21 protein-coding genes are annotated in these 21,157 nt (G+C 74.0%); 7 read left to right on the top strand and 14 right to left on the bottom strand.

The window, feature by feature from the left end:
* Positions 1–83 precede the first annotated feature (83 nt).
* From OG767_RS08415 to OG767_RS08400, 4 genes are all read left to right on the top strand, one after another.
* Positions 84–1,049, top strand: coding sequence for a glutathione S-transferase family protein (locus tag OG767_RS08415; protein WP_405092896.1), 966 nt, complete (start codon positions 84–86; stop codon positions 1,047–1,049).
* Entirely contained in the window at positions 1,042–1,674 is a 633-nt protein-coding gene (locus OG767_RS08410; protein ID WP_405092895.1) for a DUF998 domain-containing protein, read from the top strand. The genes OG767_RS08415 and OG767_RS08410 overlap by 8 nt, the downstream gene beginning before the upstream one ends.
* Before the next feature lie 267 nt (positions 1,675–1,941).
* Positions 1,942–3,237, top strand: a complete 1,296-nt coding sequence (locus tag OG767_RS08405; RefSeq protein ID WP_405094160.1) for a dicarboxylate/amino acid:cation symporter — start codon at positions 1,942–1,944, stop codon at positions 3,235–3,237.
* A gap of 47 nt (positions 3,238–3,284) precedes the next feature.
* The gene (locus OG767_RS08400; protein ID WP_405092894.1) at positions 3,285–4,352 is read left to right on the top strand and encodes an NADH:flavin oxidoreductase/NADH oxidase; all 1,068 of its coding nucleotides are present in this window, start codon (positions 3,285–3,287) and stop codon (positions 4,350–4,352) included.
* Between the two features lie 40 nt (positions 4,353–4,392).
* Here the strand turns inward: OG767_RS08400 and OG767_RS08395 are convergent, their stop codons facing one another.
* The 5 genes from OG767_RS08395 to OG767_RS08375 all read right to left on the bottom strand — a co-directional run bounded on the left by OG767_RS08395 (position 4,393) and on the right by OG767_RS08375 (position 12,351).
* Positions 4,393–7,884, bottom strand: a complete 3,492-nt coding sequence (locus OG767_RS08395) for an ATP-binding cassette domain-containing protein (RefSeq protein WP_405092893.1) — start codon at positions 7,882–7,884, stop codon at positions 4,393–4,395.
* Between the two features lie 90 nt (positions 7,885–7,974).
* Positions 7,975–8,568 carry a TetR/AcrR family transcriptional regulator gene (locus OG767_RS08390; RefSeq protein WP_405092892.1) on the bottom strand — a complete coding sequence of 198 codons (594 nt, stop codon included), beginning with the start codon at positions 8,566–8,568 and terminating at the stop codon, positions 7,975–7,977.
* Positions 8,569–8,578: 10 nt separating this feature from the next.
* Entirely contained in the window at positions 8,579–10,732 is a 2,154-nt protein-coding gene (locus tag OG767_RS08385) for a YhgE/Pip family protein (protein WP_405092891.1), read from the bottom strand.
* Entirely contained in the window at positions 10,729–11,421 is a 693-nt protein-coding gene (locus OG767_RS08380; protein ID WP_405092890.1) for an ATP-binding cassette domain-containing protein, read from the bottom strand. The genes OG767_RS08385 and OG767_RS08380 overlap by 4 nt, the downstream gene beginning before the upstream one ends.
* Before the next feature lie 90 nt (positions 11,422–11,511).
* Positions 11,512–12,351: a GNAT family N-acetyltransferase gene (locus tag OG767_RS08375; RefSeq protein WP_405092889.1), complete on the bottom strand. Its 840-nt coding sequence runs from the start codon at positions 12,349–12,351 to the stop codon at positions 11,512–11,514.
* A gap of 136 nt (positions 12,352–12,487) precedes the next feature.
* Between OG767_RS08375 and OG767_RS08370 the strand changes: the two genes are divergently transcribed.
* On the top strand, positions 12,488–13,084 hold the full coding sequence (locus OG767_RS08370; RefSeq protein WP_405092888.1) for a PadR family transcriptional regulator: 597 nt from the start codon (positions 12,488–12,490) through the stop codon (positions 13,082–13,084).
* 46 nt (positions 13,085–13,130) lie between these two features.
* Here the strand turns inward: OG767_RS08370 and OG767_RS08365 are convergent, their stop codons facing one another.
* Positions 13,131–13,949 carry a class I SAM-dependent methyltransferase gene (locus OG767_RS08365; protein ID WP_405092887.1) on the bottom strand — a complete coding sequence of 273 codons (819 nt, stop codon included), beginning with the start codon at positions 13,947–13,949 and terminating at the stop codon, positions 13,131–13,133.
* Between the two features lie 266 nt (positions 13,950–14,215).
* Here OG767_RS08365 and OG767_RS08360 point away from each other — a divergent pair, with 266 nt between their 5' ends.
* A complete protein-coding gene (locus tag OG767_RS08360) occupies positions 14,216–14,890 on the top strand; it encodes a winged helix-turn-helix transcriptional regulator (protein ID WP_405092886.1) in 675 nt (224 codons plus the stop codon).
* Positions 14,891–14,947: 57 nt separating this feature from the next.
* On the opposite strand, the gene ispG is transcribed toward OG767_RS08360, so the two are convergent.
* The 8 genes from ispG to OG767_RS08320 all read right to left on the bottom strand — a co-directional run bounded on the left by ispG (position 14,948) and on the right by OG767_RS08320 (position 20,746).
* Positions 14,948–16,123: a flavodoxin-dependent (E)-4-hydroxy-3-methylbut-2-enyl-diphosphate synthase gene (gene ispG / locus OG767_RS08355; protein WP_405092885.1), complete on the bottom strand. Its 1,176-nt coding sequence runs from the start codon at positions 16,121–16,123 to the stop codon at positions 14,948–14,950.
* A 9-nt stretch (positions 16,124–16,132) separates the two neighbouring features.
* Positions 16,133–17,380, bottom strand: coding sequence for a M50 family metallopeptidase (locus OG767_RS08350; RefSeq protein ID WP_405092884.1), 1,248 nt, complete (start codon positions 17,378–17,380; stop codon positions 16,133–16,135).
* Positions 17,377–18,591: a 1-deoxy-D-xylulose-5-phosphate reductoisomerase gene (gene dxr / locus OG767_RS08345; protein WP_405092883.1), complete on the bottom strand. Its 1,215-nt coding sequence runs from the start codon at positions 18,589–18,591 to the stop codon at positions 17,377–17,379. Before dxr ends, OG767_RS08350 begins: the two co-directional genes overlap by 4 nt.
* A 32-nt stretch (positions 18,592–18,623) precedes the next feature.
* Positions 18,624–19,238, bottom strand: coding sequence for a Uma2 family endonuclease (locus OG767_RS08340; protein ID WP_405092882.1), 615 nt, complete (start codon positions 19,236–19,238; stop codon positions 18,624–18,626).
* The gene (locus OG767_RS08335) at positions 19,207–19,332 is read right to left on the bottom strand and encodes a hypothetical protein (RefSeq protein ID WP_405092881.1); all 126 of its coding nucleotides are present in this window, start codon (positions 19,330–19,332) and stop codon (positions 19,207–19,209) included. The genes OG767_RS08340 and OG767_RS08335 overlap by 32 nt, the downstream gene beginning before the upstream one ends.
* Positions 19,329–19,526: a hypothetical protein gene (locus OG767_RS08330; RefSeq protein ID WP_405092880.1), complete on the bottom strand. Its 198-nt coding sequence runs from the start codon at positions 19,524–19,526 to the stop codon at positions 19,329–19,331. Before OG767_RS08330 ends, OG767_RS08335 begins: the two co-directional genes overlap by 4 nt.
* Positions 19,527–19,748: 222 nt before the next feature.
* Positions 19,749–19,949, bottom strand: coding sequence for a DUF397 domain-containing protein (locus OG767_RS08325; RefSeq protein WP_405092879.1), 201 nt, complete (start codon positions 19,947–19,949; stop codon positions 19,749–19,751).
* Positions 19,940–20,746, bottom strand: coding sequence for a Scr1 family TA system antitoxin-like transcriptional regulator (locus OG767_RS08320; protein ID WP_405092878.1), 807 nt, complete (start codon positions 20,744–20,746; stop codon positions 19,940–19,942). Before OG767_RS08320 ends, OG767_RS08325 begins: the two co-directional genes overlap by 10 nt.
* A gap of 115 nt (positions 20,747–20,861) precedes the next feature.
* On the opposite strand from OG767_RS08320, the gene OG767_RS08315 reads away from it, so the two are divergent.
* Positions 20,862–21,143 (top strand): hypothetical protein, encoded by a 282-nt coding sequence (locus OG767_RS08315; RefSeq protein WP_405092877.1) that lies wholly within the window; start codon positions 20,862–20,864, stop codon positions 21,141–21,143.
* The last annotated feature ends 14 nt before the right edge of the window (positions 21,144–21,157 follow it).

Below are 21,157 nucleotides of genomic sequence, written 5' to 3'. Positions count from 1 at the left end.
GGTCGGTCGGCGGCGGCCCGGCGGGTCGCGCCGGGGTGCCACGGCGCCAGGATATCCGCGCCCGGAGCGGATAGGTTGGCGGCATGGCCGGGGCCCAGTTCAGCGCAGAGACCAGTGGCGGCGGTTCGTTCGTCCGCCAACCGAACCGGTTCACCGGGCGGGTCACCCCGCACTCCACCTCGCCGGCCGGCGGCGGGCCGGACGAGCAGGGCCGCTGGCCGCTGGAGCCGGGCCGGTACCGGCTGATCTGGTGCCGGGCCTGCCCGTGGGCGCACCGGGCCCGGATCGTGCGCGGCCTGCTCGGCCTGGACGAGGTGATCTCGCTGGGCACCGTGGACCCGATCCGGGACGAGCGGGGCTGGCGGTTCGCGCTGGACCCGGACGGCTTCGACCCGGTGCTGGGCGTCGGGTTCCTCTCCGAGGCGTACCTGGCCACCGACGGTGACTACACCGGCCGGGTGACCGTGCCGGCGCTCGTCGACACGCTGACCGGGCGCGTGGTCACCAACGACTATCCGCAGCTCACGCTCGACTTCTCCACCGAGTGGCGGCGGTTCCACGCGCCGGACGCGCCGGACCTCTACCCGGTCGAGTTGCGGCCGGAGCTGGACGCGCTGATGGCGGAGATCCACTCCGACGTCAACAACGGCGTCTACCGGTGCGGCTTCGCCACCTCGCAGGCGGCGTACGACGAGGCGTACACCGCGCTGTTCGCCCGGCTGGACGCGCTGGGCGAGCGGCTGGCCGGGCGGCGCTACCTGATGGGGGACGCGATCACCGAGGCGGACGTGCGGCTGTTCACCACGCTTGTGCGCTTCGACGTGGCGTACCACGGGCACTTCAAGTGCAACCGGCAGAAGCTGACCGAGATGCCGGTGCTGTGGGCGTACGCGCGGGACCTGTTCCAGACGCCGGGCTTCGGCGAGACGGTGGACTTCGACCACATCAAGCGGCACTACTACGCTACCCACGACATGATCAATCCGACCCGGATCGTGCCGCTCGGTCCGGACCTGGCCGGCTGGACCACGCCGCACGGGCGTGGCTGAGCGCGCGTCGCGCCGGGTCGCCGCCGCCGGGGCCGCCGCCTGCGTGCTGGCCGGGGCGGTCGCGGTGACGGTCGCCGTCGTCGCCGGTCCGGGCCCCGGACCGACCGGGTACGTCAGCGAGGCCGGGGTCGCCGACAGCGGGTACGCCGGGGCGTACCGGATGGGGATCTTCACGCTGGCGGCGGCGCTGCTGCTGCTCGCCGGCGCGCTGCCGGCGGTGGCGCGGGCGGCGTCCGTGCTGCTCGGCGTCGGCGCGGTCGCCACGGTGCTCTCCGGCACGGTGACGTGCAGCGCCGGCTGCCCGCTGCCGCCGTTCGAGGCCGCCACGGTGGCCGACCTGGTGCACGGCGGGGCCAGCATCGCGGCCACCGCGGCGGTGGTCTTCGCGATGCTGGCGCTGGTGTGCTGCCCCGCCGCGGGCGCGGCGCTGCGGCGGGTCGCCGCGGTCGGCGCGGCGCTGGCGCTGCCGCTGGCCGGCGCGGTGGGGCTGGCCATGCTGCTGGTCGGCCGGGGCGCGCTGGTCGGCGTGCTGGAACGCGTGCTGCTGGGAGTAACCGCCACCTGGGCCCTAACCACCGCCGCGGTGCTGGTAAGGAGGGGCCCCCTGTTAACGCCTGGGCGATAGAAGGGGCCCCCTCTAACCGACGGGTGTTAACAGGGGGCCCCTCCTTCACCCACGACAGATTGTAAGGGGCGTCACGGGGAACGGTCCTTCCGGCGGGGCGGGTGCGGGAGTAGCGTGGGCCGGCGATGACCAATGTCTGGTGTCTCACCGAGCGCCTGTACGTCGACCTCCGACGGCAGGCCAGCGGCGTCTGTCCGGCGTAGCTCCGCTCCCCCGACGCCCGCTCTTCCCTCTCCAGACCTTGGACCCGTCCTCATGGCTTCCGCCCTGCGCAAGATTCCCTTTTCCGTGCAGATCCTGCTCGGCCTCGTGCTCGGCGTGGCGCTGGGCTTCCTCGCCCGCGCCAACGACCTCGCCTGGCTGACCAGCACGCTCGACACCGTCGGCGGCCTCTTCGTCCAGCTCCTCAAGCTGGCCGTGCCGCCACTGGTCTTCACCGCCATCGTGGTCAGCGTGGTCAGCCTGCGCGGCGTCGCCAACGCCGCCCGGCTGGCGCTCAAGACGCTGCTCTGGTTCGGCATCACCGCGCTGATCGCGGTGAGCATCGGCATCGGCCTGGGCCTGCTCACCGACCCCGGTCGCGGCGTGAACCTGGACCCGGCCGGCGCCAACGCGCCGAAGACCACCGGCTCCTGGATCGACTTCCTCACCGGCATCGTGCCCACCAACCCGGTCGGCGCGTTCGTCGAGGGCAACGTGCTCCAGATCGTCTTCCTCGCCCTGGTGGTGGGCGCCGCCGCGCTGCTGGTCGGCGAGCCCGCCGAGCCGTTCGTGCAGCTCAACCGCTCGGTCCTGGCGATCGTGCAGAAGGCGCTGTGGTGGGTCATCCGGCTCGCCCCGATCGGCACCCTGGGCCTGATCGGCAACGCCGTCGCCTCGTACGGCTGGGACCTGCTCGCCCCGCTCGCCAAGTTCACCACCGCCGTCTACGTCGGCTGCGCGCTGGTGATGTTCGTGGTCTACCCGGTGCTGCTGGTCGCCGCCGGCCGGCTCAACCCGCTGCGCTTCTTCGCCGGCGCCTGGCCCGCCATCGAGCTGGCCTTCGTGTCCCGTTCCTCGGTGGGCACCATGCCGGTGACCCAGCGTTCGGTGGAGCGCCTCGGCGTTCCCCGCGAGTACGCCTCCTTCGCGGTGCCGTTCGGCGCCACCACGAAGATGGACGGCTGCGCCGCGATCTACCCGGCGCTCGCCGCGATCTTCGTGGCGCAGGTGTTCGGCGTGGACCTGGGCGTCACCGACTACCTGCTGATCGCGTTCGTGTCGGTGGTCGGCTCGGCCGCCACCGCCGGCCTGACCGGCGCGATCGTGATGCTCACGCTGACCCTGAGCACGCTGGGCCTGCCGTTGGCCGGCGCCGGTCTGCTGCTGGCCATCGACCCGATCCTGGACATGATGCGGACCGCGACGAACGTGGCCGGACAGGCCGTGGTGCCGACCATCGTGGCCGCCCGCGAGGGCACGCTCGACCGGGCCGCGTACGACTCGGCCGGCAAGCGCGACCTGATCGAGCCGGTCGAGCCCGCCGAGCGGGAGAACGAGCGGCTCGCCCCCGTACCCGCCTGACACACGGTAGGAAACGCACCACGAAGCCCTGACCGGAGGAGAACCGCATGAGCGCCCTGTTCACCCCGCTCGCCCTGCGCGGCGTCACGCTGCCCAACCGGATCGCGCTGGCGCCGATGTGCCAGTACAGTGCCGGGCCCGACGGGCTGCCCACCGACTGGCACCGCGTCCACCTCGGTTCCCGCGCGGTCGGCGGGGCCGGGCTGGTGCTCACCGAGGCGACCGCGGTGGTGCCGGAGGGGCGGATCAGCCCGCAGGACGTCGGGCTCTGGTCCGGCGCGCACGTCGACGCGTGGCGGCCGGTCACCGCGTTCGTCGCCGGCCAGGGCGCGGTGCCGGCCGTGCAGCTCGCGCACGCCGGGTTCAAGGCGTCGACGTACCGGCCGTGGGCGGAGCGGCGCGGCGGCGTGCCGGACACCGAGGGCGGCTGGACGCCGGTCGGCCCGGGCGTCGACCCGTTCGTCAGCGACTACCGCACCCCGGTCGCGCTCGACGAGGCCGGCGTCGCGGCCGTGGTGGACGCGTTCGCGGTCGCCGCCGGGCGGGCGGTGGACGCCGGCTTCGCCGCGGTGGAGATCCACGCGGCGCACGGCTACCTGCTGCACGAGTTCCTGTCCCCGCTGACCAACCGGCGCACCGACGGCTACGGCGGGGACCGGGCCGGCCGGATGCGGCTCACCCTGGAGGTGGCGCGCGCGGTCCGCGCCGCGGTCGGCGAGGCGGTGCCGGTGCTGACCCGGATCTCCGCCACCGACTGGACCGACGGCGGCTGGACGATCGAGGACAGCGTGGTGCTGGCCGGCGAGCTGGCCGCCGCCGGCGTGGACCTGGTCGACGCCTCCTCCGGCGGGGCGGCGGCGCAGGCGGCGGTGCCGGTCGGCCCCGGCTACCAGGTGCCGCTTGCCGCCCGGATCCGCCGCGAGGCGGGCGTGCCGACCGGCGCGGTGGGCCTGATCGTCGAGCCCGAGCAGGCCGAGCAGATCGTGGCCGGCGGCGAGGCCGACCTGGTGCTGCTGGGCCGGGAACTGCTGCGCGACCCGTACTGGCCGCGCCGCGCCGCCGCCAAGCTGGGCGCCACCCCGGGCTGGCCGGACCAGTACGCCCGCGCGTTCTGACCGCGCCGGGCCCCGACCCGGGTGGATCGGGGCCCGGCGGTCAGCCGGCCAGGTGGTTCCAGCGGGGTTCCAGGTCGGACCACGCGCCCTGGTCGGCGACCACGCCGTCGATGAGCACCACCACGTGGTCCGCGCGGACCAACGCGGCCCGCTTGGCGGTCGAGCCGACCACGGTCACCCCGTGCTCGCGCAACGCCGCCCAGAGCGCCAGTTCCGTGGTCACGTCCAGCGCCGACGACACGTCGTCGGCGACGAGCAGTTCGGTACGCGGGGCGAGCGCCCGGGCCAGCGCCAGCCGCTGGAGCTGACCGCCGGAGAGCCGGGTCCCCTTGTGCCCGATGAGCAGCCCGAGCCCGCCTCCGGCGGCGGCCAGGTCGTGGTCGAGCTGGGCGGTCGACACCGCGCTCGCGGCGTCGACCGGGTGGCCGAGCGCGATGTTCTCGGCCACCGTGCCGGACAGCACCCGGGGTAGCTGGCCCACGTAGCCGACCTGGTTGGGGCGCAGGAACAGCTCCGGCTCGGTGACCGGTTCGCCGTTCCAGCGCAACGCGCCGACGTGGTGCACGATCCCGGCGAGCGCGCGCAGCAGCGACGACTTGCCGGCGCCGACCGGGCCGACCACCAGCACCAACTGCCCGCGTTCGACCACCAGGTCGACGTCGCGGACGGCGAGCGTGCCGTCGGAGTGCAGCGCGCCGAAGCCGGCCAGCTCCAGCCGGCGCAGCGGGTGCCGGGGCGGCGGCTCCGGCGCGGGCGCGGTGCCGGCGACCAGGTCCAGCCCGGGCACCGGCTCGGAGTAGTTGGCCGTCCCGGTCATCGCCACGGTCCGCCGCGTCCACACCCGCGCCGACGGGTACTGCGAGACCAGCGCCGCGGTGGTCCACGCGAACCAGCGGGCCGCGCCCAGCGTGGAGACCGCGACCAGGGTGGCGCCGGCGGAGAGCCCGCCGGTCAGGTAGAGCGCCCAGGCCCCGATCGGCAGCAGCCCGCTGACGACCGCCGGGGTGGAGCGGGCCCACACCTGCATGGCGATCTCCCGGCGCTGCCGCTCGCTGCGCACCGCGTCCAGCCCGGCGAGGTGGGTCAGCACCGGCCGGGTGGCGCCGGCCAGCTTCACCGTGCGGGCGGCGGAGAGCGCGGAGACCAGCGCGGTGGCGAACGCGGCGCGGGCGGCGACGGTGCCGGCGGCGGTGCGTTCCAGCCGGGGCCCGAACAGCGTCGCCGCCAGCCCGGAGACCACCATCGTGCCGACGAAGAACAGCGCCGGCACGAAACTGCCGGTCACCAGCGTCATGGTGAGCACGATGGCCAGCGAGATGAACTGGTCCATCAGGTTGTCGGCGAGCTGCACCACCCGGTCGGTGTCGCCGCCCTGCGCGACCACCTCGGCCGGGGTGTGCCCGCTGACCCGGCGCGCGCCGGTCTGCCCGTGCACCAACCGGGCGCTGATCCGCAGCATCTGCCGGATCCACCACTGCGGGAACCACAGGTTGGTGAGGTAGGGCAGCGGCAGCACCAGCAGCAGCGCGGCGGCGATGCCGAGCGCCGGCAGCCACGGGTCGCCGCCGGCGACCAGCTCGGCCCAGAGCCAGGGCAGCACCGAACCGTCCAGCCCGAGCAGCGTCAGCACGATGAACAGGCCGATCGCGGCCAGGCCGTACCGGGGATCGTTGAAGCCCAGCCGGAGGATCTCCCGCATGGTCCGCGCGGGCGGCGCGGGTGGCGCCGGCGGCGGTTCGGCGCGCGGCATCCCGGCGCGACGCGGCGCGGGGGCCGGCGCGACGACCGGGGCCGCCTCGTCGGCCCAGCCGGGCGCGTCGAGCAGTTCCACGCCGCCGCGCCGCGCGCCGGTGCCCGCGTACGCCCCGGCGTGGCTGGTGGCGAGCAGCTCGGCGAAGCGGGCGGACTCGCGCATCGGGCCGGCCTCCAGCACCGCGCCGTCGGCCATCACCACCACCTCGTCGCAGCGGCGCACCGAGGAGAGTCGGTGCGCGATGACGATGCCGATCCGGTCGGTGAGCAACCGCTCGGTAGCCTCGCGGACCCGGCTCTCGGTGACCGGGTCGAGTCGCGCGGTGGCCTCGTCGAGGATCACCACGTGCGGGTCCCGGACCAGGATGCGGGCGAACGCGACAAGTTGCTCCTGGCCGGCGGAGAGCATGTGCCCGCCCTCGCCGAGCCGGGTGTGCACGCCGTCGGGCAGCTCGGCTATCCAGCCGGCCAGGCCCAGCTCGGCCAGCGCCCGCTCGGCGGCGTCGAGCAGCTCCGGGTCGTGCAGCGCGACGTTCTCGGCGAGCGTGCCGGCGAGGATCTCGGTGCGCTGGGGCACCACGGCGATCCACCGACGCAGCTCCTCGACGTCCAGGTCGACCAGGTCGGTGTCCCCCAGGAAGACGGTGCCACGGGGCACCTCCACCGCCCGGGTGAGCACCTTGGCCAGCGTCGACTTGCCCGAGCCGGTGCGCCCGACCAGCGCGTACGAGCGCCCGCGGACGAAGTCGAGCCGCACGTCGCGCAGCGCCGGGCCGCGCTCCTCCCCGACGGCCGGGTAGCGGAAGGTGAGCCCGCGCACGCTCAGGTCGCCGTCGGTCGGGGCGGCCCCGCCGGCCGGCTCCTGCCGCGCGCCGGCCAGCAACTGCACCCGGGCCCACGCGCCGAACGCCTGTTGCAGGTGCGGCACCCAACGGGCGATGTGCTCGACGGTGGCGCCGAACGCGATGGCGAGCAGCCAGACGGCGGTGAGCCGGGCGGCGTCGACCCGCCCGGTCGACAGCGCCCACGCGCCGGCCAGCACCACACCGGCGATGCCGGCCCGGACGCCACCGGCGGCCACCGAGGTGACCCGGGCGGAGAGCCGGAACACCCGGCCGCAGCGGGCGATCACCTCGGCCGCGCGGCGGGCGTAGAGCCGCAGCACGTACGGCCGGGCCAGGCTGGTGCGCACGTCGTCCTGCCCGTGCACCGCCTCCTCCATCACGGCCGCGAGGTCGGACCAGGCCTCCTCCTCGGCCATCCGGGCCGGGGCGATGCGGGCGGTGGGCCGGCGCAGCACGACCGCGAGCAGCGTGGTGAGCAGCACCATCCCCACGCCGGCCGGCCACCAGACGACGAGCGCGCTGACGGTGGCGAGCACACAGACGGCGATGCCCTGCGCCAGCCGTACGCCGGTGTTCCGCATCTCGGCGGCGACCTGGTAGACGTCGTTGTCGATCCGGTCGAGCAGCTCGCCGACCGGCGTGGTCTCCAGGGCGGGCAGCTCCTGCCCGAGCGCGACCCGGCAGAGCCGGCGACGCACGTCGGCGGACCAGTCGGCGGTGAGCCGAGCCATGATCAGCCCGATCAGCAGGTCGGTGACGACGGCGGCGACCAGCGCCACGGCCAGCGCGACGAACCAGCCGGACGAGCGGTGCACCAGCACCGGCCCGGCCAGCGCGGAGGCGGCGGCCTGGCCACCGGCGCCCAGCACGATCAGCAGCAGCACGGCCGCCATCCGCCGGGGTGCGGTGGCCCAGAGGTCTCGGAGCAGGCGCATAGGACGGTCCTCCGGACTCGGGCGGGTGGGGGCGGTGCACCCAGCCTTCCCGCCGGACCGGCGTGGTTCAACCGAATTACCGCGTTCCGGTCAGGTCCGGGCGACCCGGCGGACGATGCCGAGCAGCGCCTCCTGCACGTCGCCGATCGGCCGCTCGGGCTGGAACACCAGCCAGTCCACGGCCACCACCAGCCCGACGCCGAACAGCGCCGAGCTGGCGGTCCGCACGTCCAGGTCGGCCGGGAGGTCGCCGCTGTCCACCCCGGCCCGGACCGTCTCGGCGATCACCTCGATCGCCTCGCCGCGCAGCAACCGCAGCGTCTGCTGCCACTCCCGGTTGGTGCGCCACATCTCGGAGAGCAGCAGTTGGGCGAAGGCCCGGTAGCGGCGGATGTAGTCCAGCTCGGCGCGGACCAGCGCGGCGAGCGCCTCGCGCGGCGGCAGCCCGTCGACGGCGGCCCGGAACTCGGCGGTGAGCAGGCCGATGCCGTGTCGCAGCAGCTCCTCGAAGAGGGCCGTCTTGGACTCGAAGTTGTAGTAGACGGTCCCCTTCGCCACCCCGGCGCGGGCCGCGATGTCGTCCACCGTGGTCGCCGAGAAGCCCTGCTCGGCGATCAGGTCCACCGCGGCCACGAAGAGTCGTTGGCGGGTGTCCTCCCGCCGGCGGGTCCGTCCGTCCGTCACCGGCCCATCCTCACATGGTCAGTTCGGGGTGCAGCTTGGCCGGGGTGAGCCGGCGGGAGCGGCGCGCCGCGCCGACGCTGAGCGCCAGCGCGCCCAGCCCGAACGCGAGCAGCACCGACGCGGCGGTGACCACCGGGCCGGCCGGCCCGCCGTTCACGGTGTGCCGCAGGCCGCTCACCACGTACGTCATCGGCAGCCAGGGGTGGATGGCCTGGAAGAAGCCGGGCGAGGTCTGCACCGGGTAGGTGCCGCCGGACGAGGTGAGCTGGAGCATCAGCAGCGCCAGCGCGGCCAGCCGGCCGGCCGGGCCGAGCGCCACCCCGAGCAGTTGCATGATCGCGGTGAACGCCAGCGAGGTGAGCGCGAGCAGCCCGAACGTCGCCGCGCCATGCGTCGGGTGCAGCCCGAGCGCCAGCGTCACCACGGTGTAGAGCACGGCGACCTGGGCCAGGCCGATCGCGGCGGCGGGCAGCCAGCCGGCGAGCACCACCCGCCAGCCGGGCGCGCCGGACATCACGTGGCGCCGGTTGACCGGCCGCAACAGCATGTACGTGATCATCGCGCCGACCCAGAGCGCCAGCGCCAGGAAGTACGGGGCGAAGCCCACGCCGTACGAGCCGGCCGGGTGCTGGGAGTCGCGGATCAGGCCGACCGGGTCGCCGAGCACGTCGGCGCGACTGGCCGCGTCGTCGTACCCGGGCAGTTTCTTCTCCCCGGCGGCGAGCCCGTCGGCGAGGTCCCCGGCGCCGCCCTCCAGCTTGGTCAGCCCGTCGACGAGCGAGGTGCTGCCGGTGCCGAGCCGGGCCAGGCCGCCGTCGAGCGCGCGGGCGCCGGTGGACAGTTGGTAGAGCCCGCCGCGCAACTGGTCGGCGCCGGTGGACGCGTCGCCGAGCCCGTCGCGGAGCTTGGCGCTGCCCTGGGCCAGCGTGCCGAGCCCGCTGGCCAGCTTGTCGACCTTGGCCCGGGCGGCGGCGACGTCGTCGGCCAGGTGCGGCGCGGCGGCGGCCACCTCCCGGGCGGTCTTCGCGACCTCGGTCATCTGCTTCTTCAGCGCGGCCAGGTCGGACGTGTCCACGGCGGACGCCAGTGCCTTGGCCTGGGTGACGGCCCGGTCGGCGGCCGTGCGGGCGGCGGCGAGGTTCGGGTCGTCGGCCAGCTCGGGGTGTTCCTTCGCGACCGCGTCGAGCCGGTCGGAGATCTCCTGCGCCAGCCTGACCACCTCGTCGGCCTTGGCGGGCAGCGCGTCCAGGCCGGCGGCGAGCTGCTGCGCGCCGGTGGCGACCGCGGTGGCCGCCTGCTGGATCTTGTCGGCGTTGCGGCGCAGCACCGGCTCGTACCTGTCGGCGGCGGCGTCGACGGTGGCGGCGGCGGCCTTCGTCTCGGTGGCGGCCCGGCCGGCGCCGTCGGCGAGCTGGGCGGCGCCGGTCTGCAACTGGTCGAGCCCCTTGGCCAGCTTGTCGGCGCCCTGGACGGACGTGTTCAGCCCGCCGGCGAGCTGCCCGGCGCCGTTCTCGGCGTCACCGAGCCCGTCGGCGAGCTGCCCGGCGCCCCGCTGGGAGGCGTCGAGCCCGTCGGAGATCTTTCCGGCGCCGTCGGCGGCGCGGCCGGTCTCGGCCTTGGCGTCGGTGAAGCCGATCAGCATCTTGTCGAAGTACGAGGCGGCGGTGCTCTCCGCGGCGGCGGCCCGGATCTCGCTGAACGCCGAGCGGGCGAGCAGCCCGGAGAGGTAGTTGGTGGCGTCGTCGTTGACCACCTTCAGCTCGCCCTGCCGGGCCGGCCGGTCCGGCTCGGGGCTGGCCGCGAGCGTGGCCGAGAACTCGGCCGGGATGGAGAAGACCAGGTGGTAGCGGCCGTCGCGGAGGCCCTTCGTGGCGTCGGCCTGGTCGGTGACGGTCCAGCCGAAGACCTTGCGGTCGATCAGTTCGTCGGCGAGGTCCCGGCCGGCGTGCACCTCGCTGCCGTCGGCCGCCTTCGCCGGCCGGTCGGCGTTGACCAGCGCGACCGGGATCCGGTCGAGGTTCCCGTACGGGTCCCAGAACGCGTAGAGGTAGAGCGCGCCGTAGAGCAGCGGGACCACGGTGAGCACGGCGAGCGCGGCGCGCGGCAGCCGGCCCCGGGTCATCCGGCGCAGCTCGAACAGGGCCAGTCGCAGCACGCTGCTCATGCGGTCACCTCAACAGGCAGGGCGGGGGTGGGCAGGGCGGGGTCGCCGATGCGGTGCACGGTGGCGGCGACGCCGGGCTCGACGGCCCGGGCGCTGGCGACCACCGCGTACCCCTGGTCGGCGAGGCGTTCCAGCGCGGCCCAGATCCACTCCCGTTCGCCCCGGTCGGCGCCGGCGTCCACGTCGTCCGCGACGATCAGGCTGGGGCCGCCGAGGCTGGCCAGCACCAGCCCGAGCACCTGCCGGTCGACCGGGGTCAGGTCGCGGCCGTACCGGTCCGGATCGAGCGGGGCGTCGGTGAAGCCGGCGCCGGCGATGGCGGTGGCGTAGGCGTCGCGGCGGTAGGCGCGGCGGGCCCGCAACGCCGCCACCGGGACGAGCCGCCGCCGGCGGCGCGGCACCGGCCCGAGCAGCAGCAGCCGTTCGGTGATGTGCTCGGCGACGGTGAGCGTCGGGTCGGGCTCGTGCACGCCGGCCACCTGGCCGAGCGCGGCCGGGCCGCGGCGGCGCAGCTCGCCGTGGCTGTGCGGGAAGCGCCCGGCGAGCGCGAGCAGCAGCGACGTACGACCGCTGCCGGGCGGGCCGGTGACCGCGTGCAGCTCACCGCGTGCCGCGGTGAGGTCGACGTCCCGGTAGACCCAGCCCCGACGGGTCCGTAGGCCCAATCCGCTGGCCTCGACGATTACCATGGCGCCCTTCTAGACTGACTGGTCAGTACAAAAACATGACCAGCATAGCGCCGGGTGTCCGGTTCGGGGCAAGGCGAGGCGGGGTGATCCTCAGAACAGCACGGTGGCGAGCGTGCCGACCGGGCGGAAGCCGCAACGCTCGTAGACGCGCCGGGCCGGTTGGTTGAAGTCGTTGACGTAGAGACTGACCGTGGGCGCGACCCGGGCCAGCGCGTCGCGGACCACCGCGGCCATCGCGGCGACCGCGATGCCCCGGCCACGCCACTCGGGCGCCACCCAGACCCCCTGCACCTGCGCGGTGCGCCGGGTCACCACCGCCAGCTCGGCCTTGAAGACCACCCGACCGTCGACGAACCGGGCGTAGGCCCGGCCGGCGCGCACCAGCTCGGTCACCCGCCGCCGGTAGCCGCGCCCGCCGTCCTCGGCCAGCGGCGAGACGCCGACCTCCTCGGTGTACATCGCCACCGCCGCCGGGAAGAGCCGGTCCACCTCACCGACCCGCACCCGACGCACGTGCGGGTCGGGCGCCACCGGCGGCGGCGCGTCCGTGGCCAGCAACGGCTGGTTCGGGCGTACGTCCCGGGCCGGCCCCCAGTGCGCGGAGAGGCGGTCCCAGAGACCGAGCACCGCGTCGGCGCGACCCACGATCGAGGAGCAGAGCCGCTCCTCCTCGCCCAACTGCTCGGCGAACGCGGCCACCGCCGACTCGGACGCGAGCACCGGGGTCAGGTTGCCGCCCAGCCAGCAGATCGACTCCAGGTTGCGCCGGGAGCCGTAGCCGAGGATCCGCGCCTCGGCCCGCCACCAGGCCAGGCCCCGCACCGCGACCCGCTCGGCGACCTGCGCGCCGGCGTAGGGGTCGAGGTCGAGCAGCCGCTCGACCGAACGGCGCTCCGACTCCCCCAGTTGGCGTACCGGCATCGTGAGCACGGTTACCAGCCTGCCAGACGCAGCCGGGAGCCGGTGGGCCGACCGGGCACTCAGCCGCTCCCATCACGTCTTGTCGGCGATGCGTTGCCGATATATCGTTGATGCATCAGTGATAGTCCCAGCGAAGGAGAGTCCGATGGGTTTCCGTCGACACGTCCACACCATGCACGACGAGATGCACCGTCACGGCGGCTTCGGCTTCCCGCCCGTACCCCCCGGTCCGCCGCCGTTCCCACCCGGGCCGCACGGGCCGCACGGCCACGGGCGCGGCCGGGGCGGCCGGGGTCGCGGCCGGCGACCGAACGTGCGCGGCGCCGTGCTGGCCCTGCTCACCGAGCGGCCGATGCACGGCTACGAGATGATCCAGGAGATCGACGCCCGCACCGGCGGGGCCTGGCGGCCCAGCCCCGGGTCGATCTACCCGACGCTGCAACTGCTTGAGGACGAGGGCGTCATCGCCACCGCCGCCGACTCCGACGGCGGGCGCAAGCGGTTCGCCCTCACCGAGCAGGGGCAGGCCGAGGCCGCCGAGGCGGCCCAGGCCCCGCCCTGGGCGGAGTTCGCCGAGCAGACCGTCAACAGCTGGCACGACATCCGCGACGCGGGGACCCAGGCCATGAACGCGCTGCGGCAGGTGATGACCACCGGCACGGACGACCAACGCGCCCGCGCCGCCCAGGTGCTCGACGAGACCCGCCGCAAGCTCTACGCCATCCTCGCCGAGCCGGAGTGAGCACCGCCGCCGACCGTACGCCGGCCAGCTCCCGGCCGGCGTGCGGTCAGGCGCGGCGCGCGGTGACCAGCAGGTACTCCCACCGCATCACACCGTCGTCCAGATGCTGTGCCGCCAGGTCGATCAGCGTCCGGTCCAGCGCGGCGGTCCGCTCCGGATCGTCGGCGTTCGCCCGGTAGACCGCCACCGTCGGCCCGTAGTACGCGGCGAAGAAGTCGCGGAACTCCGCCGGCGTGGCGAACCGGGTCACGACCACCGCGTCCCGACCCAGCGTCAGCGCGTCGATCCGGTCGCCGAAGAGCGCCCGCACGTGCTCCTCGTCGCCCCACAGCGGGGGCGGCTGCGCGCCCGGCGGCGGTGGCGGCACGAACGGCCGCATGGCCGCGAACAACTGACCGACGAAGCCCTGCGGGGTCCAGTTGACCAGGCCGATCGTCCCGCCCGGCCGGCACACCCGGAGCAACTCGTCGGCGGCGACCCGGTGCCGGGGCGCGAACATCACACCCACGCAGGAGAGCACCCGGTCGAACTCGCCGTCGGCGTACGGCAGCGCCTCGGCGTCGGCCTGCTCCCAGGTCAGCGTCAGCCCCTCGCGCCCGGCCAGCGCCAGACCGGTCGCCAGCAGCTCCGGGGTCAGGTCGGTGGCCACCACCTCCGCCCCGGCCCGGGCCGCCGGCAGGGCCGCGTTGCCGGTGCCGGCCGCGACATCCAACACCCGGTCGCCCGGTCCCACCCGCGCCGCCCGGACCAGTGTCGCCCCCAACTGCGGGATCACCTGCGCGGCCACCGCGGCGTAGTCGCCGGACGCCCATATCCGGCGGTGCCCCGCCTTCACCGCCGCATCCTGCTCGCGTTCGTCGATCATCCTCGGCTCCTTCACCCGTCGCGCCTGACCAGGACGTTAGGCAGCGGACGGCCGGTCCCCCAGTACGAGATCTGTACCGCCCCCGCCCCCGCCCCCCGCCCACCCGCCCACCCGCTCTTCGCGCCGCGCCTGTTTCACGGAAAGAGTGGCTATGCCGCCTGCCATAGCCACTCTTTCCGTGAAACAGCGGGTGAGGGGGAGAGGGAGGGAGGGAGGGAGGGAGGGAGGGCTGGTTCGGGGGGCGTGGTGGGCGTAGCGTGCCCGGTGTGGGAGCGTCCTACCACCAGTTCTGTCCCGTGGCGAAGGCCATGGAGCTGCTCGACGAGCGGTGGACCCTGCTCGTGGTGCGGGAACTCGTCAGCGGCTCGGAACGCTTCAACGAGCTGCGCCGCGGCCTGCCCCGGATGTCGCCCACACTGCTCTCCCGCCGGCTGCACCAGCTCGTCCGCGCCGGCGTCATCGAGCGCCAGGTGGACGGCGCCGACGTGCGGTACGTCCCGACCGCCGCCGGTCGCGAGCTGCGGCCGGTCGTCGAGGCGCTCGGGGCGTGGGGCGTGCGCTGGATCGGCGAGCTGGGCGACGCCGACCTGGACCCGCAACTGCTGCTGTGGGACATGCACCGGCAGGTCGACCACGACGCGGTCCCGCCGGGGCGTACCGTCGTGCGGTTCCGCTTCCGCGACGTGCCGGCGGCGCGGCGCGACTGGTGGCTGGTGATCGCCGCCGGCGAGGCCGACGTCTGCGACAGCGACCCCGGGCACGAGGTGACCGTGACCGTCACCGCCGACCTGCGTGCTCTCGTGCAGGTCTGGCTCGGCGACCTGGGCTGGCCGGCGGCGCTGCGCGGCGGGGCGGTGGAGGTGGCCGGGCCGGAGGCGTTGCGGCGCGCGGTGCCCCGATGGTTCACGCTCTCCCCGTTCGCCGCGGTCCCCCGCCCCTGAGACGGCGCGTGCGGCCGCCCCGGTGAGGAGACGGCCGCACGGCGAGGCGGAAACGGATCAGTGCACGGTGACCGTGGCGCCGCCGGGCACCAGCTCGCGCAGCTCCTCGGGGATCTCGGCGCCCATCTCGTCGGCGATCCGCAGCGCCTCCTCGATCAGCGTCTCCACGATCTGCGCCTCCGGCACGGTCTTGACGACCTTGCCCTTGACGAAGATCTGGCCCTTGCCGTTGCCGGAGGCGACGCCCAGGTCGGCCTCGCGGGCCTCGCCCGGACCGTTCACCACGCAGCCCATGACCGCGACGCGCAGCGGCACCGGCAGCCCTTCCAGGCCGGCGGTGACCTCCTCGGCCAGCTTGTAGACGTCGACCTGGGCCCGGCCGCAGGACGGGCAGGAGACGATCTCCAGGCCGCGCTCGCGCAGGCCCAGCGACTCCAGGATCGCGGCGCCGACCTTGATCTCCTCCACCGGCGGGGCGGAGAGCGAGACCCGGATCGTGTCGCCGATGCCCTCGGCCAGCAGCGCGCCGAACGCCACCGCCGACTTGATGGTGCCCTGGAACGCCGGGCCGGCCTCGGTGACGCCCAGGTGCAGCGGGTAGTCGCACTTCTCGGCGAGCAGCCGGTAGGCGCGGATCATCACCACCGGGTCGTTGTGCTTGACCGAGATCTTGATGTCCCGGAAGCCGTGCTCCTCGAACAGCGAGCACTCCCAGAGCGCCGACTCGACGAGCGCCTCGGCAGTGGCCCTGCCGTACTTGGCCAGCAGCCGCTTGTCCAGCGAGCCGGCGTTCACGCCGATCCGGATCGGCGTGCCCGCGTCGCCGGCCGCCTTGGCGATCTCCTTGACCTTGTCGTCGAACTGCCGGATGTTGCCCGGGTTCACCCGCACCGCGGCGCAGCCCGCGTCGATCGCGGCGAAGACGTACTTCGGCTGGAAGTGGATGTCGGCGATCACCGGGATCTGCGACTTGCGCGCGATCGCCGGCAGCGCCTCCACGTCGTCCTGCGACGGCACCGCGACCCGGACGATCTGGCAGCCGGACGCGGTCAGCTCGGCGATCTGCTGGAGCGTGGCGTTGACGTCAGAGGTCAGGGTGGTGGTCATGGACTGCACCGAGACCGGCGCGCCACCACCGACCGGTACCGAGCCGACCATGATCTGGCGGCTGGCCCGGCGCGGGGCGAGCGGCGGCGGCGGTACGGGGGGCATACCGAGACTGACAGCGGTCACTTCAGGCACTCACCTTGAGAAGAGCGTGATCGGGTTGACCACGTCCGCGGTGACGGTCAGCAGCGTGAACACGCCACCCACCAGGATCACCGCGTACGTGAGGGGCATGAGCTTGAGGTAGTCGACGCGACCCGGGTCGGTGCGGCCGATCCGGGCGTAGAGCCAGGAGCGGGCGCGCTCGAACCAGGCGATGGCGATGTGGCCGCCGTCCAGCGGGAGCAGCGGCAGCAGGTTGAACACGCCGATGAAGAAGTTCAGCGACACGAAGAGCATGAAGAACACCAGCCAGGCGTTGTTCTCCACGGCCTCGCCGCCGAGCCGGCTGGCGCCGACCACGCTGATCGGGGTGTCCACGTCGCGCTCCGCGCCGGTGATCGCGTTCCACAGCGCCGGCACCTTCTGCGGGATGCGCTTCATGGCGTGGAAGGTCTGCACCGCCATGTTGCCGGTGAAGTCGGCGGTGGCGCCGAACGCGGCGACCGGACCGTACTCCACCCGGGTCGGCGTGCTGGGTCGCAGCGCCACGCCCAGCGCGGAGACCGCCGAGGTGGCGCCCTTCGGGTCGTTCAGCGGCGGGCGCTGCACCGAGGCCAGGTCGACGGTGGCGGTGGCCGGGGTGCCGTCGCGCAGGTAGGCGACGGTGGCCGGGCCGGGCTGCGTGCCGCGGACCACGTCGAGCATGTCGCCCCAGGTGGAGACCGGGCGGCCGTTCACCGCGGTGATCCGGTCGCCGTCCTTGAGCTGGGCCTGACCGGCCGGGCTGGCCGGGTCGCCGGCCTGGCAGGCGCGGGGGGCGTTCTCCACCACCACGCACGGGGCGAGCGCGATCACCGCCGGCTCGGCCCGGAAGCCGGCCTCGGTGGTGGGGAACTTCGGGTTCGGCAGGCCGGCGGAGACCGCGATGATCCAGAGCGCGACCAGCGCGATGGCGAAGTGCATCGCGGAGCCGGCGGACATCACGATCGTCCGCTTCCACACCGGGTAGCGCCACATGGCGCGTTTCTCGTCCCCGGGCTCGACGTCGTCGTCCTGCGGGGTCATTCCGACGATCTTGCAGAAGCCGCCGAGCGGGATGCCCTTGACGCCGTACTCCGTCTCGCCCCGCTTGAACGACCAGAGCGTCGGCCCGAAGCCGACGAAGTAGCGGGTGACCTTCATCCCGAACGCCTTGGCGGTCAACATGTGCCCCGCCTCGTGCAGGCTCACCGAGATGAGGATCGCCAGGGCGAACAGCACCACCCCGAGCAGATAGCTCATCGAGCTCCTTCCACCGACCCGACGATGATCTCCTGGGCGTGCGCCCGTGCCCACGACTCGGCGGCGAGCACGTCCTCGACGGTACCTGGTTCGTCGAAATCGGGAGCGTCCTCCAGCACCCGCCCGAGGGTGTCGACGATGCCGAGGAACGGCAGCCGGCCCGCCACGAACGCGGCCACGCACTCCTCGTTGGCCGCGTTGTAGATCGCCGGCCGGCACCGCCCCGCCTCGCCGGCCGCCTTGGCCAGCGCCACCGCCGGGAACGCGGCGTCGTCGAGCGGGGCGAACTCCCAGGTGTGCGCCGTGGTCCAGTCGACCGCGGCGGCGGCGTCGGGCACCCGGTCCGGCCAGCCGATGCCCAGCGCGATGGGCAGCCGCATGTCCGGCGGGCTGGCCTGGGCGAGCGTGGATCCGTCGACGAACTCGACCATCGAGTGGATCACCGACTGCGGGTGGACCATCACCTCGATGTCGGCGTACGGCACGTCGAACAGCTCGTGCGCCTCGATGACCTCCAGCGCCTTGTTGACCATGGTGGCGGAGTTGATCGTGACGACCGGGCCCATCTGCCAGGTCGGGTGCGCCAGCGCCTGCTCCGGTGTGACGTCGGTCAACTCGTCGCGCCGCCGGCCCCGGAACGGCCCGCCGCTGGCGGTGACCACCAGCCGGCGCACCTCGCCGCGGGCGCCGCCGCGCAGGCACTGCGCCAGCGCCGAGTGCTCGCTGTCGACCGGCACGATCTGCCCCGGGCGTGAGACGGCGGCCTTGACCAGCGGGCCGCCGGCCACCAGCGACTCCTTGTTGGCCAGCGCGAGGGTACGCCCGGCGCGCAGCACGGCCAGCGTCGGCGGCAGGCCCAGCGAGCCGACCACGCCGTTGAGCACGACGTCGCACGGCCACTGCGCCAGCTCGGTCATCGCGTCCGGCCCGGCCACGATCCTGGGAAGCTTGAAGTCACCGGAGGCCCAGCCGCGCCGGCTCGCCTCGGCGTAGAACGCGAGCTGGAGGTCCTGCGCGGCGGACGCCCGCGCCACCCCGACCGCCGCCACGCCCAGCTCCAGCGCCTGCGCGGCCAGCAGCGCCACGTTGCCGCCGCCGGCGCCGAGCGCGACCACCCGGAACCGGTCCGGGTTGCGCTTGACGATGTCGATGGCCTGGGTGCCGATGGAGCCGGTCGAGCCGAGCAGCACGAGGTCTCGGGGAGTGGTCACGCGCCCATTGTTCCCCAGCGCCGCCGCACGCCTCACCCGGGCCGTTCCGGGGCCTCCTCGTCGAGCAGGTCGGCCGGGTCGACGGTGAACTCGAACGGCTGCCGCATCACGAACGTGGTCCCGGCCGCCGCGGCGGCCAACGGCCGGTAGTCGTCGTCGACCAGTTCGTAGAGCGCGAGCGCCGGCACGCGGTCACGCAGGTCGACCCGGAGGAAGTACGGCACGCCAGCGGCGGCGTACTCCCGAGGCCGGTCGATCACACCGAACGGAGCGATCTCCCCGAGCAGCAGAGCGGCCGTGACATCAGCGGCCTGGAGACCACCCGCCGGACTCCGCAACACGACCAGGTCCGGAATGAACAAGTCATCGCCGGACACCAGGTTCACCGACCGGTACGCCCACCGGCCGACGGCGCGTGCCGCCACCCTCATCCGGTACGCGAGCTGGAGCTGCACCACGCGTCGGTCAACGCCGCCGCCCGGCGTGACGACCACACATCCACGCAGCACTTCGATCCTCGGCCCGTTGTTCGCCGGCAACAGTTCCAGCGCGTCCCGGGCCGTCCATGGCCAGTCCCGACAAGCCAGGAGGTCCAGCGACCCACCGAGGGCTCGGTCAGGCCAGATCAAGGAGCCGGAGGCGGTCATGCTCGGCGAAATCGGCGTAATCCTTGCAGCCGTTCGTCGACCGGCCCCGCAGGATTGCCGACGCCACGTCGGTGTCCAGGACGACAATGCTCACGCGATGCCCTCGCGCCGCGAAGCGTAGAGGTCGGCGAGAAAGCGGTCCAACTCGTCGTCCGACTCGAACAGGTCGGGACGAGCCAGTTGGTCGAGACTGGCAACCGGCTCCACACCCTGGCGTCGCGCGAGTTCATCGGCCGGCACGTGAGTCACGCCCGGCCATTCCGGATTCCGCTCCGCATCGGTCGACATGACGGCTCTCACCTTCTCCACCTCACCGGATGCCTCATTCTTCCACCTGACGACGGCCGACCTGGTCGACTCGCGGGCCACCCTCTCGCACTCCGACAGTCCGCCCTCGCACATCCGGTGCGTCACGTCCAGGGCCGAATCCCGCCAGGAGAGCGCCCAAACCACCAATGATCATGAACTTGGCGGCACCATCCGTCCGATTTGCCGCCGCCAACTTCATGATCACCGAGAGCAGGGCCAGGCGGGGACGGAGTGGAGGAAGGCGGTCCAGGCGGTCGGGCGGAAACGGAGTGCCGGGCCGTGGCGGTCGGTGCTGTCCCGTACGCCGACGACGTGCGGCAGGTTGGTGGCCACCTCGACGCAGGTGGCACCGCCGTTGTCGCTGCGGGTGGAGGTGCGCCAGCGCGCGCCGGTCAGGTCCATGACTTCGCCAACTCCCGGATCAGCTCCCGGGAGGCCCGCCGGGGCAACGCCTCGCCCCGCAGGCTCTCCCACCTGCGGCGAAGATTATCCACGTCCTCCGACCGGTCGGTGACGTGTGCCCGCAGCGGGGTATCGACGTGCGCCACCTCGCCGCCGTCCGGCGTGCGGGCCAGGATGAACGGGCCGGCCAGGCCGGCGTGCATCCCCGCCTCGGCGGGCACGACGTGCACGGTGACGTTCGGCTGCTCGGTCACCCGCAGCAGGTGCTCGAACTGCTCCACCATCACCGCCGGCTCCGCCACCGCCCGGCGCAGCACCGCCTCGTCGATCACGGCCACCACCTCCGGCGGCGTCTCCCGGCCCAGGATCGCCTGCCGCTCCATCCGCGAGGTGATCCGCTGCTCGACCTCGCTCTCCCGCAGCATCCGGCCGCCGCGCAGCACCGCCCGGGCGTACGCCTCGGTCTGCACCAGGCCCGGCACCAGCGACGGCTCGAACCAGCGGATCAACGTCGCCTCCCGCTCCACGCTGATCCACTCGCGGAACCACGGCGGCGCGGCGTCGGCGCGCACCAGCGTGAGTAGCCGCCCGAGGAGGCCGCCGATCTCCAGCGCCGCGTCCGCCCGGGTCACGAAGTCCTGCGAGGGCGTGCGATGGCCGATCTCCACCATGCCGACCAGCGACGCCGAATAGTTGATCCGCAGGGCCAGGTCCTCCTGCTTGAGCCCGCGATCCCGGCGGGCGCGGCGCAGCTCCGCCCCGAGGAACTCCAGCGTCGACACCGGTTCGCCGGCCATCACACCTCCACCACATCTCACCCGCCGATCGGCACAGCCGGGCCGGGAGCGCCCGCCGCCTTCCGACCGTAGTCGCGTCCACACCAGAGTGTGAACAGACACGACGGAGGAGCCCATGAGCAAGGACATCGGTCCGGCTGCGCTGGCCCGACACGTGGCGGTCCGGCCCGCCTGGCGGTGCCGGGCGTGCGCCGCGCCGTGGCCGTGCCAGCCGGCCCGACTGCGGCTGCGCCGCGAGTACGCACACGACCGCCCCGGCCTGGCCGTCTACCTCTGCGTGCTGATGCACGACGCGATCGCCGACGCGCTGCGGCTGGGCGCGGGCGAGGTCGACCCGGCGGAGTACTTCGCCCGGTTCGTCGGCTGGACGCGGCCCTGGCCGACCCGGGACGGCTAGACCTCGGGCGCGGC

It is taken from the genome of Micromonospora sp. NBC_01392 (genome assembly GCF_045040125.1).
Lineage (GTDB): Bacteria > Actinomycetota > Actinomycetes > Mycobacteriales > Micromonosporaceae > Micromonospora.
The sequence above is the reverse complement of the archived record's forward strand: the minus strand, read 5'-3'. Positions and strand labels throughout refer to the sequence as shown.

What these genes read in the sequence shown, in the direction of transcription:
- OG767_RS08415 (WP_405092896.1), top strand. Translation starts at nt 84, where the DNA reads ATGGCCGGGGCCCAGTTCAGCGCAGAGACCAGTGGCGGCGGTTCGTTC.
- OG767_RS08400 (WP_405092894.1), top strand. Translation starts at nt 3,285, where the DNA reads ATGAGCGCCCTGTTCACCCCGCTCGCCCTGCGCGGCGTCACGCTGCCC.
- OG767_RS08395 (WP_405092893.1), bottom strand. Translation starts at nt 7,884, where the DNA reads ATGCGCCTGCTCCGAGACCTCTGGGCCACCGCACCCCGGCGGATGGCG.
- OG767_RS08385 (WP_405092891.1), bottom strand. Translation starts at nt 10,732, where the DNA reads ATGAGCAGCGTGCTGCGACTGGCCCTGTTCGAGCTGCGCCGGATGACC.
- OG767_RS08380 (WP_405092890.1), bottom strand. Translation starts at nt 11,421, where the DNA reads ATGGTAATCGTCGAGGCCAGCGGATTGGGCCTACGGACCCGTCGGGGC.
- OG767_RS08370 (WP_405092888.1), top strand. Translation starts at nt 12,488, where the DNA reads ATGGGTTTCCGTCGACACGTCCACACCATGCACGACGAGATGCACCGT.
- OG767_RS08365 (WP_405092887.1), bottom strand. Translation starts at nt 13,949, where the DNA reads ATGATCGACGAACGCGAGCAGGATGCGGCGGTGAAGGCGGGGCACCGC.
- OG767_RS08350 (WP_405092884.1), bottom strand. Translation starts at nt 17,380, where the DNA reads ATGAGCTATCTGCTCGGGGTGGTGCTGTTCGCCCTGGCGATCCTCATC.
- OG767_RS08340 (WP_405092882.1), bottom strand. Translation starts at nt 19,238, where the DNA reads ATGACCGCCTCCGGCTCCTTGATCTGGCCTGACCGAGCCCTCGGTGGG.
- OG767_RS08330 (WP_405092880.1), bottom strand. Translation starts at nt 19,526, where the DNA reads ATGTCGACCGATGCGGAGCGGAATCCGGAATGGCCGGGCGTGACTCAC.
- OG767_RS08325 (WP_405092879.1), bottom strand. Translation starts at nt 19,949, where the DNA reads ATGGACCTGACCGGCGCGCGCTGGCGCACCTCCACCCGCAGCGACAAC.
- OG767_RS08320 (WP_405092878.1), bottom strand. Translation starts at nt 20,746, where the DNA reads ATGGCCGGCGAACCGGTGTCGACGCTGGAGTTCCTCGGGGCGGAGCTG.
- OG767_RS08315 (WP_405092877.1), top strand. Translation starts at nt 20,862, where the DNA reads ATGAGCAAGGACATCGGTCCGGCTGCGCTGGCCCGACACGTGGCGGTC.